The sequence below is a fragment of the Aeromonas sp. 9A genome (genome assembly GCF_963900955.1).
Lineage (GTDB): Bacteria > Pseudomonadota > Gammaproteobacteria > Enterobacterales > Aeromonadaceae > Aeromonas > Aeromonas salmonicida.
Window position 1 is genome coordinate 1,713,282 of record NZ_CAWRFG010000001.1, and the last position, 18,162, is coordinate 1,731,443.

Annotated in this window: 15 protein-coding genes; 8 read left to right on the forward strand and 7 right to left on the reverse strand. The window is 59.0% G+C overall.

What is annotated here, in order from left to right:
- Position 1 precedes the first annotated feature (1 nt).
- The 5 genes from cyoB (at position 2) to AACX78_RS08215 (ending at position 5,393) form a co-directional block, all read left to right on the forward strand.
- Positions 2-1,978: a cytochrome o ubiquinol oxidase subunit I gene (gene cyoB, locus AACX78_RS08195; protein ID WP_159165891.1), complete on the forward strand. Its 1,977-nt coding sequence runs from the start codon at positions 2-4 to the stop codon at positions 1,976-1,978.
- Between the two features lie 4 nt (positions 1,979-1,982).
- Positions 1,983-2,597, forward strand: coding sequence for a cytochrome o ubiquinol oxidase subunit III (locus AACX78_RS08200; RefSeq protein WP_159165892.1), 615 nt, complete (start codon positions 1,983-1,985; stop codon positions 2,595-2,597).
- Positions 2,598-2,930: a cytochrome o ubiquinol oxidase subunit IV gene (locus tag AACX78_RS08205; RefSeq protein WP_005312705.1), complete on the forward strand. Its 333-nt coding sequence runs from the start codon at positions 2,598-2,600 to the stop codon at positions 2,928-2,930.
- 11 nt (positions 2,931-2,941) lie between these two features.
- Positions 2,942-3,835 carry a heme o synthase gene (gene cyoE, locus AACX78_RS08210; RefSeq protein ID WP_159165893.1) on the forward strand — a complete coding sequence of 298 codons (894 nt, stop codon included), beginning with the start codon at positions 2,942-2,944 and terminating at the stop codon, positions 3,833-3,835.
- Between the two features lie 196 nt (positions 3,836-4,031).
- Entirely contained in the window at positions 4,032-5,393 is a 1,362-nt protein-coding gene (locus AACX78_RS08215; protein ID WP_159165894.1) for an MFS transporter, read from the forward strand.
- A 78-nt stretch (positions 5,394-5,471) separates the two neighbouring features.
- On the opposite strand, the gene AACX78_RS08220 is transcribed toward AACX78_RS08215, so the two are convergent.
- The 5 genes from AACX78_RS08220 to AACX78_RS08240 all read right to left on the reverse strand — a co-directional run bounded on the left by AACX78_RS08220 (position 5,472) and on the right by AACX78_RS08240 (position 11,654).
- Positions 5,472-7,190 (reverse strand): alpha/beta fold hydrolase, encoded by a 1,719-nt coding sequence (locus tag AACX78_RS08220; protein WP_159165895.1) that lies wholly within the window; start codon positions 7,188-7,190, stop codon positions 5,472-5,474.
- Between the two features lie 219 nt (positions 7,191-7,409).
- On the reverse strand, positions 7,410-7,631 hold the full coding sequence (locus tag AACX78_RS08225) for a hypothetical protein (RefSeq protein WP_159165896.1): 222 nt from the start codon (positions 7,629-7,631) through the stop codon (positions 7,410-7,412).
- Positions 7,632-7,669: 38 nt separating this feature from the next.
- Complete coding sequence (locus tag AACX78_RS08230; protein WP_021138020.1) at positions 7,670-8,773, reverse strand: YdcF family protein; 1,104 nt, start codon at positions 8,771-8,773, stop codon at positions 7,670-7,672.
- Positions 8,774-9,051: 278 nt separating this feature from the next.
- Positions 9,052-10,272, reverse strand: coding sequence for an alpha/beta hydrolase family protein (locus tag AACX78_RS08235; RefSeq protein ID WP_159165897.1), 1,221 nt, complete (start codon positions 10,270-10,272; stop codon positions 9,052-9,054).
- A 344-nt stretch (positions 10,273-10,616) separates the two neighbouring features.
- Positions 10,617-11,654 carry a Mal regulon transcriptional regulator MalI gene (locus AACX78_RS08240; protein WP_159167486.1) on the reverse strand — a complete coding sequence of 346 codons (1,038 nt, stop codon included), beginning with the start codon at positions 11,652-11,654 and terminating at the stop codon, positions 10,617-10,619.
- Between the two features lie 316 nt (positions 11,655-11,970).
- Between AACX78_RS08240 and malX the strand changes: the two genes are divergently transcribed.
- Together malX and AACX78_RS08250 are read left to right on the forward strand one after the other, a co-directional pair.
- Positions 11,971-13,542 (forward strand): maltose/glucose-specific PTS transporter subunit IIBC, encoded by a 1,572-nt coding sequence (malX, locus tag AACX78_RS08245; RefSeq protein ID WP_159165898.1) that lies wholly within the window; start codon positions 11,971-11,973, stop codon positions 13,540-13,542.
- Positions 13,543-13,628: 86 nt separating this feature from the next.
- On the forward strand, positions 13,629-14,825 hold the full coding sequence (locus AACX78_RS08250; protein ID WP_159165899.1) for a MalY/PatB family protein: 1,197 nt from the start codon (positions 13,629-13,631) through the stop codon (positions 14,823-14,825).
- A gap of 473 nt (positions 14,826-15,298) precedes the next feature.
- Here AACX78_RS08250 and AACX78_RS08255 read toward each other — a convergent pair whose 3' ends face one another.
- Together AACX78_RS08255 and AACX78_RS08260 are read right to left on the reverse strand one after the other, a co-directional pair.
- Complete coding sequence (locus AACX78_RS08255) at positions 15,299-15,751, reverse strand: PTS fructose transporter subunit IIB (RefSeq protein ID WP_236556304.1); 453 nt, start codon at positions 15,749-15,751, stop codon at positions 15,299-15,301.
- A complete protein-coding gene (locus AACX78_RS08260) occupies positions 15,666-17,210 on the reverse strand; it encodes a PTS fructose transporter subunit IIABC (protein WP_236556305.1) in 1,545 nt (514 codons plus the stop codon). The genes AACX78_RS08255 and AACX78_RS08260 overlap by 86 nt, the downstream gene beginning before the upstream one ends.
- Positions 17,211-17,916: 706 nt before the next feature.
- On the opposite strand from AACX78_RS08260, the gene AACX78_RS08265 reads away from it, so the two are divergent.
- Positions 17,917-18,066, forward strand: a complete 150-nt coding sequence (locus tag AACX78_RS08265) for a hypothetical protein (protein ID WP_021138017.1) — start codon at positions 17,917-17,919, stop codon at positions 18,064-18,066.
- Positions 18,067-18,162 lie beyond the last annotated feature (96 nt).

Below are 18,162 nucleotides of genomic sequence, written 5' to 3' on the forward strand. Positions count from 1 at the left end.
GATGTTTGGAAAATTAACGCTCGATGCCATTCCGTACCATGAACCCATCATCATGGTGACTGTGGCCGGTATCATTCTGGGTGGCCTCGGCCTTGCCGGGCTGATCACCTATTTTGGCAAGTGGCAGTATCTGTGGAAAGAGTGGTTCACCTCGGTCGACCACAAGCGTCTGGGGGTCATGTATCTGATCCTCGGCATGGTCATGCTGCTGCGCGGCTTTGCCGATGCGGTGATGATGCGTACCCAGCAGGTGATGGCCTCGGCCGGTGGCGATGGCATTTTGCCGCCCCACCACTACGACCAGATCTTCACCGCTCACGGTGTCATCATGATCTTCTTCGTGGCCATGCCGCTGGTAATAGGTCTGATGAACATAGTGGTGCCGCTGCAGATCGGTGCCCGTGATGTGGCCTTCCCCTTCCTCAACAACATCAGCTTCTGGTTCACCGCCGCCGCCGTTGTGTTGATCAACGTCTCCCTGGCGGTCGGCGAGTTTGCCCAGACCGGCTGGCTGGCGTATCCGCCACTCTCGGGCCTGGAATACAGCCCTGGTGTCGGGGTGGATTACTGGATCTGGAGTCTGCAGATCTCGGGGCTGGGTACCTTGCTGACCGGCGTCAACTTCTTCGCCACCATCATCAAGATGCGTGCCCCCGGCATGACCATGATGCGTCTGCCGGTGTTCACCTGGACTGCCTTGTGCGCCAACATTTTGATCATCGCTTCCTTCCCGATCCTGACCGTCACTGTGGCACTGCTCACCGCTGACCGTTACCTCGGCACCCATTTCTTTACCAATGACATGGGTGGCAACATGATGATGTACATCAACCTCATCTGGGCCTGGGGCCATCCCGAGGTGTATATCCTGGTACTGCCGGTGTTCGGGATCTTCTCGGAAGTGGTGGCGACCTTCTGCAAGAAGAAGTTGTTCGGTTACACCTCGCTGGTGTGGGCGACCATCGCCATTACCGTGCTCTCCTTCATCGTCTGGTTGCACCACTTCTTTACCATGGGGTCCGGCGCCAACGTGAATGCCTTCTTCGGCATCACTACCATGATTATCTCCATCCCGACCGGGGTGAAGATCTTCAACTGGCTGTTCACCATGTACCGTGGTCGCATCGAGTTCACCTCGCCCATGCTGTGGACCATAGGGTTCATCATCACCTTCACCATAGGTGGCATGACGGGGGTACTGCTGTCGGTACCGGCTGCGAACTTCGTGCTGCACAACAGCCTGTTCCTGATCGCCCACTTCCACAACGTCATCATCGGCGGCGTGGTGTTTGGCTGCTTCGCCGGTATCACCTACTGGTTCCCCAAGGCGTTCGGCTTCACCCTGGATGAAACCTGGGGCAAGCGCTCCTTCTGGTTCTGGATTGTCGGCTTCTTCGTGGCCTTCATGCCGCTCTACGTGCTGGGCTTCATGGGCATGACCCGTCGGGTCAGCCAGCAGCTTGATCCGGCCTTCCACCCCTGGCTGGTCGTGGCCGCCGTGGGTGCCGGCCTGATTGCCATTGGCGTCTTGTGCCAGGTGATCCAGGTGGTGGTCAGTATCCGTGACCGCGAGAAGAATCGCGATCTGACTGGCGATCCCTGGGGTGGCCGTACCCTGGAGTGGGCGACCTCTTCACCGCCGCCCTTCTACAACTTCGCCATCGAGCCGACCATCACAGGTCTGGATGCATTCTGGGAAGCCAAGCAAAACGGCATCGCCTATCAGCAACCCAAGCAGTATGCGCCGATCCACATGCCCAAAAACACAGGGGCGGGTGTCATCATCGCAGGCTTCAGTGCCCTGTTCGGCTTTGCCATGATCTGGCACATCTGGTGGATGGCGATTGCCGCCTTCGTCGCCATGATTGCCACCTGGATCATCCACAGCTTCAACGATGATGTGGACTACTACGTGCAGGTTGACGAGATCGAACGCATCGAAGGTCAGCATTTTGCCAACATCAACAAGGGGGCGTGACGCCATGGCGACCGACGTTCTACATCACACTCACGAGGGTGCCCATGACCATGGGCACCATGATGCCGGAGCCAACAAGGTATTCGGTTTCTGGATCTACCTGATGAGTGACTGCATCCTGTTTGCATGTCTGTTTGCAACCTATGCAGTCCTGGTCAACGGCACCGCCGGCGGCCCCAGCGGCAAGGACATCTTCGAACTGCCGTTCGTGTTTGCCGAAACCATGATGCTGCTGTTTAGCAGCATCACCTTCGGCTTTGCCATGCTGGCCATGAACAAGGGCCGTGCCGCTGCCGTCAATGGCTGGCTGCTGGTGACCTTTGTGCTGGGCGCCGGCTTCATCGCGATGGAAATCTACGAATTCCATCACCTGATTGCCGAGGGTTATGGCCCGGATCGCAGTGCCTTCCTCTCCGCCTTCTTCACCCTGGTTGGCACTCACGGCATCCACGTGACCAGCGGCCTCATCTGGCTGATCGTCATGATGGTGCTGGTAGCCAAGAAGGGGCTGACTGATCGCACCCGTTCCCGTCTGATGTGCCTGAGCCTGTTCTGGCACTTCCTGGACGTGGTGTGGATCTGCGTGTTTACCGTGGTCTATCTGATGGGAGCAATGTAAATGAGCACTCATAGCGTTGACAATCATGGCGCCAGCCACGGCAGTGCCAAGAGCTATCTGATCGGCTTCGTGCTGTCAGTCATACTGACCGCCATCCCGTTCTGGATGGTGATGGACGGGGGCTTCACCCACCAGACCATGCTGATCACAGTGGTGGCCATGGCGGTGGTGCAGATCTTCGTGCATCTGGTCTACTTCCTGCACATGAACACCTCGTCCGAGGAGCGCTGGAACCTGGTGGCACTGGTGTTTACCGTGCTCATCATCGCCATCGTGGTCGTGGGTTCCCTGTGGATCATGTACAACCTCAACATCAACATGATGGTTCACTGAGCAGGTTGGCAATGATGATGAAGCAATACCTGCAAGTGACCAAGCCGGGCATCATCTTCGGTAACCTCATCTCGGTTATCGGCGGATTCCTGCTGGCGTCCAAGGGGAGCCTGGATGTGCCCCTGTTCATCCTGACCATGACCGGTGTCTCACTGGTGGTGGCCTCCGGTTGTGTGTTCAACAACTACATAGACAGGGACATCGACTGCATCATGGAGCGTACCAAAAACCGCGCTCTGGTGAGGGGGCTCATCGCCCCCGGCGTCTCGCTCTGGTATGCGAGCGCGCTCGGTGTTGCGGGCATTGCACTGCTCTACTGGGCGGCCAATCCGTTGGCCGCCTTGCTGGCGGTGCTGGGCTTCATTGTCTATGTGGGGGTCTACAGCCTCTACATGAAGCGCCATTCTGTCTATGGCACCCTGGTTGGCAGCCTTTCGGGTGCCGCGCCACCCGTCATCGGCTACTGCGCCGTGAGCGGCCAGTTCGACTCGGGGGCTCTGATACTGCTGGCGATCTTCAGCCTGTGGCAGATGCCGCACTCCTATGCGATTGCCATCTTCCGCTTCAAGGATTATCAGGCGGCCAACATTCCGGTACTGCCGGTGGTGAAGGGGATTGTCGTGGCCAAACACCACATCACCCTCTACATACTGGCCTTCATGGTGCCGACCCTGATGCTGTTTCTCGGCGGTTACGCCGGTTACAAGTATCTGGTGGTGGCGACGGCGGTCAGCGTCTGGTGGCTGGGCATGGCGCTGTCGGGTTACAAGCAGGCGGTCGATGACTCCCTCTGGGCCCGCAAGCTGTTCATGTTCTCCATCGTCACCATTACTTGCCTGAGCGTGATGATGTCGGTGGACTTCCAGCCGGACGCGACGCCGGTATTGGTGAGCATGCTGCCCTGATGGTCCGTGTCTCCAGCCCCCAAGGCTGTGATGCAACCCAGGAAAATCAATAGAATCCAGAGCCGGGAACCTTCCCGGCTCTGTTATTATGAGGCCCGCCCCACGGGGCACGGGTGCATTGTCGGCTTTTTCGGGTGTGGCGTGCCTTGTCATCCGCCCCTTCACTCTTCTCTCTCTTTGACCTATCGAGGCCATCATGAATGATTTCACCATGACGAGGGGCGAGCGCCGCGCCACCTGGGCGCTCGGCTCCGTCTTCTCTTTGCGCATGCTGGGCATGTTTATGGTGCTGCCGGTGCTGACTACCTATGGTATGTCCCTGGCCGGCGCCTCCGAAGCCCTGATCGGCCTTGCCATCGGCATCTACGGCATGACCCAGGCGCTGTTTCAGATACCGTTCGGCCTGCTCTCCGATCGCATCGGCAGAAAGCCCTTGATCGTCGGCGGCCTGCTGGTGTTTGCGCTGGGCAGCGTGATCGCGGCGCTGACCCACTCCATCTGGGGGGTCATCCTCGGTCGCGCCTTGCAGGGCAGCGGGGCCATCTCGGCCGCCGTGATGGCGCTGCTGTCAGATCTCACCCGCGAGCAGAACCGCACCAAGGCGATGGCTTTTATCGGGGTGAGCTTTGGCATCACCTTCGCCATTGCCATGGTGACGGGCCCCCTTATTACCCATGCGCTGGGGCTCTCCGGCCTGTTCTGGCTGATAGCCTTGCTGGCCCTTGGGGGCATTGGCATCACTCTCTGGCTGGTGCCGACGCCGACCAGTCATCTGCTCAACCGCGAGTCCAGCATGGTCAGGGGAGGGATGCGCACCGTGCTTACCAACCCGCGCCTGCTCAAACTCAACCTCGGCATTTTGTGCGTCCATACCCTGCTGATGTCGAGCTTCGTGGCGTTGCCGCCACTGCTGGAGCAGGCCGGGCTGCCCCGCGACAGTCAGTGGCAGGCCTATCTGGTCACCATGCTGGTCGCCTTTGTGAGCGTGGTGCCGTTCATCATCTATGCCGAGAAGCACCGCCAGATGAAGCGGGTATTCCAGGCTTGCGTGCTGGTGATGCTGATCGCCGAAGTGGTGCTGTGGCAGGCCGGGTTGCAGCTGTGGGGGCTGCTCGCCGGGTTGCAGCTCTTCTTTATCGGTTTCAACGTAATGGAGGCCCTATTGCCATCCCTCATCAGCAAGGAGTCCCCCCCCGGTTACAAGGGCACCGCCATGGGGGTCTACTCCACCAGCCAGTTTATTGGCGTGGCTCTCGGTGGCAGCCTGGGCGGGCTCTTTTACAGTCTGGGAGGCGGTGCACTGGTGTTTGGTTGCTGCGCCCTGCTGGCCCTGATCTGGCTCGGTGTGAGCCTGACCATGCAGGAGCCCCCTTATGTGAGCAGCCTGCGCATCGTGCTGCCGGAAGGTGTGGAGGCGAGTCCGGCGCTGGAGCAGAAGATCCGCGCCTGCGATGGGGTGAGCGATGTGATGCTGGCCAGTGCAGAGCGCTCTGTGTACGTGAAAATCGATGCCAAGCGCCTCACTCGCCAGGATCTGGAGCAGTTGGTCGCCGCCTGATCTCTTTGTGCCATCGATAAAGAAGCCCGCCAATTCGGCGGGCTTCTTGTTTGGTTTTTTGTGGGGCAGGGCAATTGCTCAATCAGCCTTGCAGCTTTGCTCCCGCACCAGTGTTTGCCTGTCGCCCAGCAGCAGGGTGCTGAGGGCGTTCCTGGCGCACTGTGAAGAGTACAGCTGGCCGTGCCGGTTGCTCTGCTCCACCCGCACCAGACGGGCGGCGCTGCCAAAGGCCGCCTGCATCTGGCGCGTATTGCTGAAAGGGGTTATGGGGTCATACTCTGCCCCCAGTACCAGCGCCAATGATCCAGCTGGGAGCGCAATCTCTCCGGCGCCCACAGTGGGAACTGGTTTGCGGGGATGGGGCCAATCTGCACAGGCATGGAAGCTGTTATCCAGCATAAAAGCCCCCGCACCCTGGAAGCTGGCATCTTCCGGATCCAGATCCTGCCAGCGGTAAGATTGGCCGTTGTCGGTGCAGTGAATCGCGGAGAAGAAGGGACCGCCCATGATCTCCTCGTAGGGATTGTTCCCCTCTTGCTCTTTGGCGAGACGAGCCAGCAGTTCGCTGGCATCGTCCTGCAGCCAGAACGCCAGCTGATCGTTGACCTCTTGCCCGGTGAGCGCATCTCCCATGATCGCATCCCACTGCTTGTGATCCAGAGTATTGCCCTGGTTATCGACATACTGGCCCTTGTCGTGCACCTGCCGGGTCACCTCCACGCTGCGCTGCAGCGCCTGGGCACCAAAACGCCAGTTGAAGACGCGCCCTGCATTGGCGGCATCCTCCCGGAAGATGGCCGGATAGCGACCCTCGCTCGGAGGCATGGAAGCGTCGACTATCACATCGGCCACGTGACTCGGGTAGCGCTGGGCGTAGAGCGCCGCGAGGCGGGTGCCGTAGGAGAAGGTGAGGGGGGTGATCTTGTCATGCCCCAGGTGTTGGCGCAGGCGATTCATGTCCTGCACTATGGCCTGGGAGCCCAGATGGGTGGCATAACGACGAAATGGCTCGTCGCAGCGTTCCAGTATCAGTTTGCTGAGAGCCTTGCCGTGATCGCCGCTGTTGTTCAGCGCCGGCAGGGTACCCTTGTCCCGCTCAATGAATAATCTGGCGAGCTCACTTGGGGTCATGTCCGGTTTGACGCCGTTTTTGTCTTTCAGCAGGCAGCTTCTGAGCTCGTGTCCGAGTGCACTGTAACCAACCCCTCTGGGATCCATGGTGACGATATCGTAATGTCTGAGAATGTCAGGATCGGCACTGCGCAGGGCTGTGAGCAGGGGGCCTATCCTCGGGGTTGCTGAATCGGGGTCGCCCGGGTTGAAAAAGAGGGTGCCGCGATAGTCGCCGGTGGCGCGATAGTGCACATAGAAGAGATCGATAGTGTCACCCTTGACCTTGCGGGTCTCCTGCTTGACCTGACCCAGGTCGATGCCGTTTGACCAGGAGGGAGTCGAGAACCGGGTTGTGCTATCTGACCAGGAAGGGGATGAGAAGCGAGTCGTGTTGCCGGAAAGGAAGGAGCTTGCTGTGGTGGGTGCAGGGCGCTTCTCCCATTTGGTCTGTTTGACGTCGATCCACTCCTTGTCGTAATCCAGCGGTACCGTCAGGTAGTGGCAACTGAGCTGACTGGCGATGTCATCTTGCTGCCACTCCTGCTGCAATTGGCGACAGACGACACCTGTGTCATAAGCGGCGGTGATATGTTGTCCCTTGAAGGGGGGATCCTCTTTCTTTTCCAGTTCGCAGCCCGCCAACAGAGTGGGTGCCAGTAGAGAGATCATCAGCGTGTATTTCATCGTTTGTTTCCATCGTATTGCCTGAACAAACGGATGGTAAGCGAATGAACAAGATGAAGCGCAGCGATTAATTGTGTGAAAATATTGCTGTTGATTATATCAAAAATAAATGAAAGACATTAAATAATAAAATAGATAGTAACTGTTGCGTGCAGAGCCATTATTTTCAATTTACCCATCTCTGCGCCGGAGATTTAAAAGATGTAATTAAACAATTAGTTAGGTTTTTTTTGAGGATTTCGTTACCTTGTCTGCTTGGTTGCCAATATAGTTTTCAATATAGGCGACTTGATGATGGCCGCTATCTGCGGCTGCTGTTGCAGCCTGTATTTTGGTTGCCTTTTCGCCACGCTGGCGGCTTCTTGCTGTGGATGATAAATAAGATAATAGTGAGCTGTCGCCATCTGGGCGAGAGCGGACCAAATAAAAACGCCCACTCATGAAGTGGGCATGTTTATTTTCTGGCCGAGTGCTGGCTATTAGCGCTCCAGCAGAGGGGCGGAGCGGTAACTCCAGAGGCCATAGGTGCGCAGCGCATCGCGGTAGATGCCGAGCAGTTCACTGTCGCTCACTTTGGCCAGTGCCGAGAGCGGCTTGTCCGGGTAGCTGACGCTGTCTATCTGGATCCCGGCGGGACCGCTCTGCCAGCAGGCGATCTCCAGCAAGGTCTGGCCACGGCGCACGTGGCTGGCGGAGCTCACCAGGGTCGCATACTGGATCTGGTGACGGGCCAGGGCATAGCCGCTGTAGAGGGCATTTTCCACCGTGCTGGTGGCGTAGTTCTCCTCAATGATGCGCGAGCGATCTACCCCTTTCTTTACCAGCCAGTCGGCCATCAGCTTGCCTTCGGTCTGGCGGTTCTGGGGCACGCCACCTGTCAGTATGATCAGCGCAGACGGATTGGCCTGGGCCAGGGAGCGGGTGGTCTCCAGCCTGCCCAGCAGGATCTCGTGCATGCTGCCATCCGGGTTGAGGGCATACCCCAGGGTGACGATGGCTTGCCGCCCCTTTTTCTTTTCCCGGCCCTGACGCTCCTTGAGCGGAGTGGCATTGACTCTGTCTATGGTGTCGAAGATGCGTTTCAGATCGGCGGCGCGGCCGCTGTTGAGCTCGCTCACCCGCTTGAAATAGTCATCAGCCTTGCCCTGATTGCCTTTGAAGCGCTGCCAGGTGGCGAGATAGGTGTTCAGATCCAGATCGTCTGGCGCCGTGCTGAGACCCTGCTCGAACAGTGTGATGGCCTTGTCCACGTTGCCGTTGTAAATCTGGGCGTTGGCTGCCGAGATCAACAGGTCGGTGCGGTAGGGTTCGAGTTGATAGGCTTGCAGCAGCAGTTCTGTGACCTGCTCCATGTTGCTCGGCATCTTGGCGGTGAAGCCGGCAGTGGAGATGCGAGCCGGCGACTTGAAGACCTGCCAGGCGTCCGCCAGCAGTTGATCAACCACCTGGCGCTTGCTGATGTACTGTTCGTAATTTTGCTCCTTTTGCAGGGAGCGCACCGAGGTCGCCCAGGCATTGGAGGGGATAAACGCTGGCAACATCAACAGACTAGCCAGGGTCAGGGCAACCGCATTTTTCTTCATCATGGCGTTCCACCGAGGGTTAAGGGCGCTATGCCATCGCATGACCCGTAGGGGCTTTTTCAATAAAAACATCAACTTGATGATTGCCCACTCTACTCCTTTTCAGATGAAAAAAACGTGAACCGCTTCAGTTATCGGGGGATGGGCTGTAGTGGTGGGGCCAAAGAGAGCCGCCAGTTCTGCAATGCAGAGCAAAGAACCAATACCCATGCAGATACCGGGGCAGGGTGTGCTTGTCACCTGCCCCCGGCGTTTTGCCGGGGGGTCAGGTGCCGAGGTCACTTTGGCTTTGCAACCTTGTCGAACCAGGCTTTCCACTGGGGGACTGCGGTGGCGAAGGTGCCGCGATGGGTGGTCGGGCCGGTCGAGATGGCCTCGACGTTCTGGTTGCCCGATCCCATGGATTGGGCATACGTCATCGCCATGCGACCGACTCCCGGTGTGATTGCCTCATCGGTTTCCCCGTAGTAGTTACGTACTGGTGACTGTATGACCCAGCGGTAGGCGTGAGCTGAGCCGATCAGCTTGCCGAACGCCGAGTTGGCAAAATAGTGAGGGTCGAAATAGGCCGGGCGGATCAGCTTGTGCAGATCTGTGGTGATGTCGGACGGATTGAAGGGCTCTCTGTCATAGGCCTTCTTGGCAATGTCGTAATACTCGTCGGTCAGCAAGGAGCGGGCGAGCCCGGGTATGCCGTAGTAATGCTCGTAGGCAAAGGATGAGAGGATCATGATGCTGTTGAGCCAGACGGCATCGAACTTGCGCGGGTAGACCAGAAAGCCCTGCATCAAGGCGTAGACATCCAGCGGTGCGCTGGCGGTGGCGGCGCCATCGACCTTGACCCCGACTGCTTCGAGTTTCTCGAGGAAAGCCATGGTCACGAAGCCCCCTTGTGACCAGCCCGCCAGAAACAGCTTGTCGCTGACGATCTGCATGTGGGCGAGCACGGTGCGGCTGGCCATCAGCAGATCAAATGTGGCTTGTTGATGGCTGCCCTTGACCATATAGCCTTCCGGCTCGGTCGAGGTGCCTAGGCCAAAGTAGTCGGCACCGATGAGCAGGTACCCCTGACCCGCGAACTGCGCGATCATCAACTGGGTTTCCGGTGACTGATCGGCAAAGGAGGTCACCTCATTGTGACCATAGACGGTGCCGTGCTGATAGGAGACGGTCGGAAAGTCCTGGCCACCGGTGTCAGGCACAGCCAGCAGGCCAGAGGCCACTGTAGGCTTGTTGCCCATCTCGGGGATGACGGAGTGGTAGCTGATGTGATAGAGGTGCACGGCATTGCGCGCGGGAGTATACGAGACAGTGATGCCGGCAAAGGCAGGTGTGTCACGGGTCAGGATCTTGTTCAGCTGATCCTGATCCCAGCGTGCAATCAACTGGTATTGGATGCCTGACGTTACCTGAACCGGCTCGCTCTGTTGGGCGAACGCCGGTGATACGCCTATGTGCAAAAGCAGGGTAAAAATACCGAGACAAATCCAATTTCTCATCCTGAAGACTCCATTTTCCAGTAAAGATACGCAATGTGGCGCTGTTCATTGCCCGGCTTTCTGCGTCTGCAGGTCCTGGATGTGCCAGCGTGAAAACAAGGCAGAGACAGAGCCTGACCACCGTCAGTGTATTCCTGTTAGCCAGCCCAGAGTGATCCATCTGCGCCATGGATGCGACCCCCTTGAGGCTTGATTGCTCACTGCTCATGTCACGGGCTAAACCCGAAAGGGACAGTAGCGCGTGGTGATAATCGGTTCCCGATCATCCAATGGCCTGTTTGTTGATGGCGACCCGGCATCTGGAGGGGTGGGGTGACTCACAGTACAAGGCGAGGCTTGCCTGGTCAGGCTGATGCCCGCTTCTGCAGATGGGGGGCGATGATATGGCGGTTGGGGGCAAGCTCCGGTTGCTGCATCCGGGCCAGCAGCCGCAGGGCAGCCTGGCGGCCAATTTCGCGGGCCGGTGAGCTGACGAAGGTGAGGGCAGGATAAGTGAGCTCGGCCTCAGCCACATCGTCAAAGCCGAGCAGGGCGACCTGTTGGCCTATGTAGTTGTCCTTGCCCACTGTGCGTCCGCTCGCCTCCACCCCGTAAATGCCGCCGAGCGCCACCTCGGGGTAGTGGCAGAGCACGGCCGTCACCTTGGGGTGCTGGTGCAGCAGCTGGGCTATGGTGTCGGCGGCGCTGCGCTGGGTGCGTTCGCATTCGAGCACCCACTCGGGTTTGAAGGGGAGGCCGTATTGCAGCAGGCTGGCGCAGTAGCCGCCGATGCGCTCGGCGCGGGTGAGGGAGTCGGCCCGCCCGCCCACGTAGGCGATATGGCGGTGGCCCTGCTCGATGAGATAGGTGGTGGCCTGCTGGGCGGCATGGGTGTTGTCGGGGCCGATAAAGTCCACGTCATCCCGATAGTAGGAGCGGGCGGCGCACACCACCGGCAGCTGTGAGCTCAGCAGGGTCTCCAGGGTTTTAGCCGCCGCGCCGCGCACCGGATTGAAGATGATGCCCGCCACCCCCTGGCGTGATAGCGACTGTATGCTCTGCTGCAAGCGCTCCGGGCTATGGCCGCACTGGGTCAGAAACAGCAGGTAGCCCTGCTGCTCCAGTACCTCGCTCACCCCTGCCGTGACCTCGGTATAGAAGGGATCCGTGATGTCGCGCAGGATCAGCCCCACCAGGTTGGATTGCTGGCTGCGCAGGTTGGCGGCGGCGCTGTTGGGCACGTAGTCGAGCTCTTTTATCGCCTGCTGTACCCGCTCGGTGGTGGCCGGGGAGATACGCCCCTTGCCGTTGAGCACCATGGAGACGGTAGTGACCGAGACTCCCGCCAGCTGGGCGACATCGGTGATCTTGACGTTTTTCGAGACGAGCGGTTTGGACGACATAGGTTTGGACGGCATGGGTTGTGACGACATAGTGCGAGTGCTGCAGCCATGGGCAAAGAGACCGGAGAACCACAGCATACCCCCTCGTATACCCAAGTGAAACGTTACATCACGGCTGTGCCGATCTGGCTCACAGATTTTGATCCACTCGCCATTCGGGCCTGCCATTCTGTGATCCTGTCGGCACTTGTGAGTTGATAAAACGTTTTATCATCCACAAAACCTGATGCGGTCTCTCTCCCCTGCCTGCCCTCCCTGAGTGCAGTACGGGAGATCGGCATCGAGACGTGACCTTCACTTCACAAGGATCAGACACATGGCCAAGTCCCCCGCCAAATCCACCATATGGGAGTTTCTGCAGAGCCTCGGCAAGACCTTTATGCTGCCGGTCGCCCTGCTGGCCTTCTCCGGTATCCTGCTCGGTGTCGGCAGTTCGCTCACCAGCGATGCGGTCAAGCAGAGCATGCCCTTCCTCGACAATACCGTGTTGCAACTGCTGTTCCTCTGGATGACCAAGGTGGGGCTGGTGGCCTTTATCTACCTGCCGGTGATGTTTGCGGTCGCCATTCCGCTGGGGCTGGCGCGGGAAGAGAAGGGCGTCGCGGCTTTTGCCGGTTTCGTTGGCTATGCGGCGCTCAACCTCTCCATCAACTTCTATCTCACCGTGGCCAACGTGATCGGTGATGCTGCGGCGGAGAAGGCCTACGGGGTGAAATCGATCCTAGGCATCAGCTCCATCGACACCGGCATTCTGGGGGCCATCATAGTCGGGGTGATCGTCGCCAAACTGCACGCCCGTTTCTACACCTACAAGATGCCGGATGCGCTCGCCTTCTTCGGCGGTGCTCGCTTCGTGCCCATCATCACAGTGCTGGTGTTGGGTGTGGTCGGTCTGGTAGTGCCTTTCGCCTGGCCCTGGTTTGCCGCCGGCATCAACGGTATCGGGGCGCTGATTTCCCAAGCCGGCCCCTTCGGTCCCTTCCTGTTCGGTACCGGTGAGCGTCTGCTGCTGCCGCTCGGTCTGCACCACATTCTGGTGGCGCTCATTCGCTTTACCGAAGCGGGCGGCACGTCGCTTGTGTGTGGCAACGAGGTGAGTGGCGCCCTCAATATCTTCTACGCCGAGCTTTCTTGCGCTGACACCAGCGGCTTCTCGGTCTCGGCCACCTCCTTCCTCTCTCAGGGCAAGATGCCTGCCTTCCTCGGTGGCTTGCCGGGTGCGGCGCTCGCCATGTATCACTGCGCTCGCCCTGAAAATCGCGGCAAGATCAAGGCGCTGCTGGTCTCCGGTGTGGTGGCCTGCGTCATCGGCGGCATCACAGAGCCGCTGGAGTTCCTGTTTTTGTTCGTGGCACCTGTGCTCTACGTCATTCACGCCATCCTGACGGGGCTGGGCTTTATGACCATGGGGCTGCTCGGCGTCACCATCGGCAACACCGACGGCAACCTGATTGATTTTCTGGTGTTCGGCGTGCTGCAAGGCACCGCCACCAAGTGGTATCTGGTGCCGGTCGCGGCCGCCATCTGGTTCGCCATCTACTACAGCGTGTTCCGCTTCGCCATCGTGCGCTTCAACCTGAAAACGCCTGGCCGCGAGATTGAAACCAGCGAAGCTGCCCAGCCCGCAGGCAAGAAGGCCGGCAACAGCGGTTACAACGGTGAAATCATCCTTAACGCTTTGGGCGGGGCTGATAACATTCTGGCGCTCGATAACTGCATCACCCGCCTGCGGATGTCGGTGCAGGACATGAGCCGGGTCGATGACAAGGTATTGAAAGCAAACGGCGCCATCGGGGTGATCAAGCTCGACGAGCACAACCTGCAGGTGGTGATCGGCCCCCAGGTACATCTGGTGAAAAACCAGCTGCAGAGCCTGATGGGGGCCTGAACCGGCCAATAAGATCCGAACGGGGGGCGCAAGCCCCCTTATTTGCCTCTCCCAATATGTCTCCTGTTTATGGAGGGAGAAACTTCATGTACGATATTTATGACTTCGACCATGTGGTCGACCGCCACGGCACCTACTGCACCCAGTGGGACTATGTGGCCGACCGTTTTGGTCATGCTGACCTGCTCCCCTTTACCATCTCCGACATGGATTTCGCGACAGCGCCCTGCATTCGCCAGACCCTGGCCACCCGCCTTGAACACGGGGTATTTGGCTACAGCCGCTGGAATCACGGTGACTTCAAGGGGGCGGTGAGCGACTGGTTTGCCCGCCGCTACGGGGCAGAGCTCGACCCCGAAACCCTGGTTTATGGCCCCTCTGTCATCTATGTGATTGCCCAGCTGGTGAGCCTCTGGTCGGCGCCGGGGGAGGGGGTGCTGGTGCATACCCCAGCCTACGACGCCTTCGGTAATATGCTGGCCGCCAACGACAGGGTGCTGCTGCCATGCCCACTCAAAAAAGCAGAGGGGAGTTACCAGATAGACTGGCAATGTTTCGAGCAACAGGCCGCCCGCCCCGATTGCCGGATTTTGCTGCTGTGCAGCCCCCACAACCCCACCGGCCGGGTCTGGACGCGGGACGAATTGGGTCGGATGGCCGACATCTGCCAGCGCCACGGGGTGAAGGTCATCTCGGACGACATCCATATGGATATGAGCTTTGCCCGCTACCTGCCGTGGAGTGAGGTGGCGGCGGATGATAGCTGGGCGCTGGTGAGCTCGGGCTCCAAATCCTTCAATATCCCTGCCCTTGGCGGCGCCTATGCCTTTATCGCCAACGCCGAGGCGCGGGCCGCCTATCTGCAGCGACTCAAGGCGGCCCATGGCCTGTCTTCGCCGCCCATTCTCGGGGTGCTGGCCCATATCAGCGCCTATCTGGACGGCGCAGCCTGGCTCGATGCCCTGAAAAGCTATCTGTACGACAACCTCGCCCATGTGGCGGCGCGGCTCAACGCCGCCTTCCCCGCCATTGACTATCGGGTGCCCGAGGGGACCTATCTCGCCTGGATTGACCTGCGCGGCCTCGGCATCGACTCCACCGAACGGATGGATGCGCTGCAAGCCTTGCTGGTGGAGAAATACCGGGTCGCCATCATGCGCGGCGACACCTACGGCCCGGAAGGTACAGGCTATATCCGCCTCAACGTCGGCTGCCCGCGCCGGAAGGTCGAGCAGGGGCTCGATGCCCTGATCGCCGCGCTGCAGGAGCTGCACGCCGGATAAAACAAGCCGCCTCTGGGCTAATGCCAGTCAGTTAAGCCTGACTGGCATTGTTTTTATTGGCTTTTTTTACACTGTATTTCTGTGGCCTTGGCTTCACGCAGCGGGGGTAACTTCGTTCCCTTCGTGCCGGCAGCACAAACTGCCGCATTGCTGGCGTGAAGGAAGTCGAGGGCCTGTTCGATACGCATAAAAAATCCGAAACCAATCAATAGGTTTCGGATTTTTACACATCAGCAGGATCGGTCAATGGATCCTTAACTGATCGGCATTACCGCCTCTGGGCGGCTTATTTATTGCGAGGCCGCCTTTTCAGGCTTATAGCGGGTTTTTAATACTTCCGTGGGCTGAGTGTGCTATCCCCGTCCGGGTTGCCGGTTGGCGCTTCACACCTGCCTTGCATTGAAAATGTAGGGATTGAAATAAACGGAGGAGCCCTCGGCCCCTCCTGCTGCACACCGGATTAAACGCCCTCGTCAGGCCACCTTGCTGCCCGTCAGAGTGCGGGCCAGCAGTCCTTCCGGGTTGTGGATGGCCTCTCTGGTCTTCACATCAATGACCTCGATATTGGCGAAGCGCTCCCGGTTCTTGATGGCCACATCGTGGGCCAGGATGACGCAGCGAGCATTGGCCACGTCCTTGGCGCTGATGCGGTTGATGATGCCGTTGGCGCCCTGAGTCTCTACTTTCAACTTGATCCCGGCCTTGGCGGCCGCCTTTTGCAGGCTCTTGGCTGCGAGGAAGGTGTGAGCCACCCCTGAGGGGCTGGCGGTGATGGCGAGTACGTCCGCTTCCCCTTCCGCTTCGATGATCTGATAGCCGCTGTCGGCGGCTGTCACTGTCTCATCCTCGGTCACCGGCTTTTTCAGCAGGTTGACGATAAGGGCCGTGGTCAGGGCGCCGAGCACGGTTCCCAGGATATAACCCATCTTGCCTTCGACCACCGGCAGCACTATCCAGCCACCCACCCCAGGGGGCATGGTTGATGCTGTGCATCATGAAGCCAGTGATGTTGCCGACTATGCCACCAGCGACGATTGCCGGAATGACCCGCACCGGGTCGGCGGCGGCAAAGGGAATGGCCCCCTCGCTGATGCCTATCATGCCCATAATGGCGGCCGCCTTGCCTGCTTCACGCTCTTCCTTCTTGTAGCGACGGGGGGAGAGCAGGGTTGCCAGCGCCATGCCGAGCGGTGGCACGCAGATGGCGATGCCGACCCCGCCCATCAGCCAGGGCTGGGTGTTGACCTGGGTCTGGGCGAACAGGGTCGCCACCTTGTTGACCGGGCCGCCCATGTCAAAGGCGGTCATGCCACCCAGGATGGCACCCAGCATCACCTTGCCGGAGCCCGCCATGCTGGAGAGCCAGTGGTTCATCCCCTCCATCATGGCGGCGATGGGCGCCCCTATCACCCACATGACGATGCCGCACACCAGGAAGGTGCCGATCAGCGGATAGATGAAGATGGAGCCGAGCGAACTCATGGAGTCCGGTAGTTTTATTCGCTTGAGCTGGTTGACGATAAGCCCGGCGATGAAACCCACCAGGATGGCGCCGAGAAAACCTGTGTGGAACTGCTGCACCGCTATCCAGGAGCCGATCATGCCGGGCGCCAGCCCCGGTTTGTCCGCCATTGAGTAGGCGATGTAGCCGCCGAGCACGGCGGTAAAGAGGGTGAGCCCCGCTATTCCCATGTCGGCCATGTCCTTGAGCACGCCCGCCTCGGGCACGGCGCCCTTGCCGCTCATCATCACCGAGAGCGACAGCAAGACGCCCCCAGCGACTATGAAGGGGATCATGTGGGAGGTGCCAAACAGCAGGTGCTGCTTGAGGGTATTGAGCTGGGCCTTGATGCTGCGATCCTGGGGTTCAGGTGCACTGGCTTTCGGTTGAGCTGCTGCCTCGGCGCGCACCGGCTGCTTGCCGGCTAGGCCGACAGGCGCCGTGGCTGCCAGCAGCTTGAGCACTTCGGCCTTGCTGGTGGCCGCCTGCATCCGGGGGATAAAGCCGGGTTCCAGCAGCTTGGTGGAGAGCTCGGCCAGCACCTCGATATGGTGGTTGGCGCCGCCAGCCGGGGAGGCAATCATGAAGAAGAGTCTGGAGGCCAGCCCATCTTCGGCGCCGTAGTCGATCCCCTGCCGGCTGATGCCGATGACGATGGCGGGCTGCAACACGGCTTCGCTCTTGGCGTGGGGCAGGGCAACCCCCTGTTCAAAACCCGTGTTGTCGAGGTTTTCACGCGCCCAGAGGTCGCGTACGAACTGATCCTGATTACCTATCTTGCCGCAGGCTTTGAGCCGCGCGGCCAGTTCGACAAACAATCCCTGCTTGTCGTTGGCCGCTATGTCGAGGCAGATCAGTCCTTCATCTATCAAGGTGGTGAGCATAGGTGTCTCCTGGCTCTGCGAGCACTGGTGATATGAGTAACGAACGGAGCAAACGATTGACCTGCCTATTGTTTCGCCCAAGCCATGTCACCGAAATCGGATATATGTGCCCTTTACTGGATTTTTGTGTCAATGCCCCGGCCCTGTGAGCAGGCTCGCACTTTGATTGTCAGGTTAGCGCTGGGCTGAATGGATTTAAATCTGTTTAAAAACAAATGCTTGATTATTTTTATGGAATGATGGGCAAGAGGCGTTGCGGCTCCACCCTCTTGCAAAAGGGGAGGTTGGGACGGGGTTTTGAACCCTTTAACCGCCTCTTTAATGTGAGCCGTTTGGCAAAAGTGCTGCCAGGGAGGGGGATCTTCTTTTGCTGCCTATGTCTGTACTGGTAAGCCGGGTCAAGGAAAGGAGGCCAGGCATAAGCAGTCGTAGGGGATTGGCCGCCTGGGTATATGCATAGCCCCTTGATATTGCAGCACAATCCGGGTGTGCAGAATGGTCCTCTGCCGGCTTGGGGAGCATGGGCTGCATGGCTTCATAGAAGCTACCACCCATTTTTTAGATTGGTTTATAGATAATCAATCGTTTATTTCGTTGGGCAGTTATGGGGATCGGGGTGTCTGACTAGGTGAGCAGGTTGGCCAATAGCGCCGTCAGCCAGTCTTAACCTTGTCATGCTAACCCAATGATGTAAGGAGACATTCTGATGGAAACACTTGACCAGAAGATCGACACCATGCGTGAAGAGTTCAAGCAACAGGAGCTCAAGCAGGCCCACGACAAGTGGCAAGCCAGAGTCGATGAACTGCAACAGATACGGGCAGGGGAACGGCAACCGGATGAACTGGATGAGTAGCCGCTGATCCTGTCACTGGCCGATAGCCAAGCCAGTTGTCATCGTCATCCAGCAGAAAAGTACAACCCCCACAGCCCGCAAGGGAGGTGGGGGTTT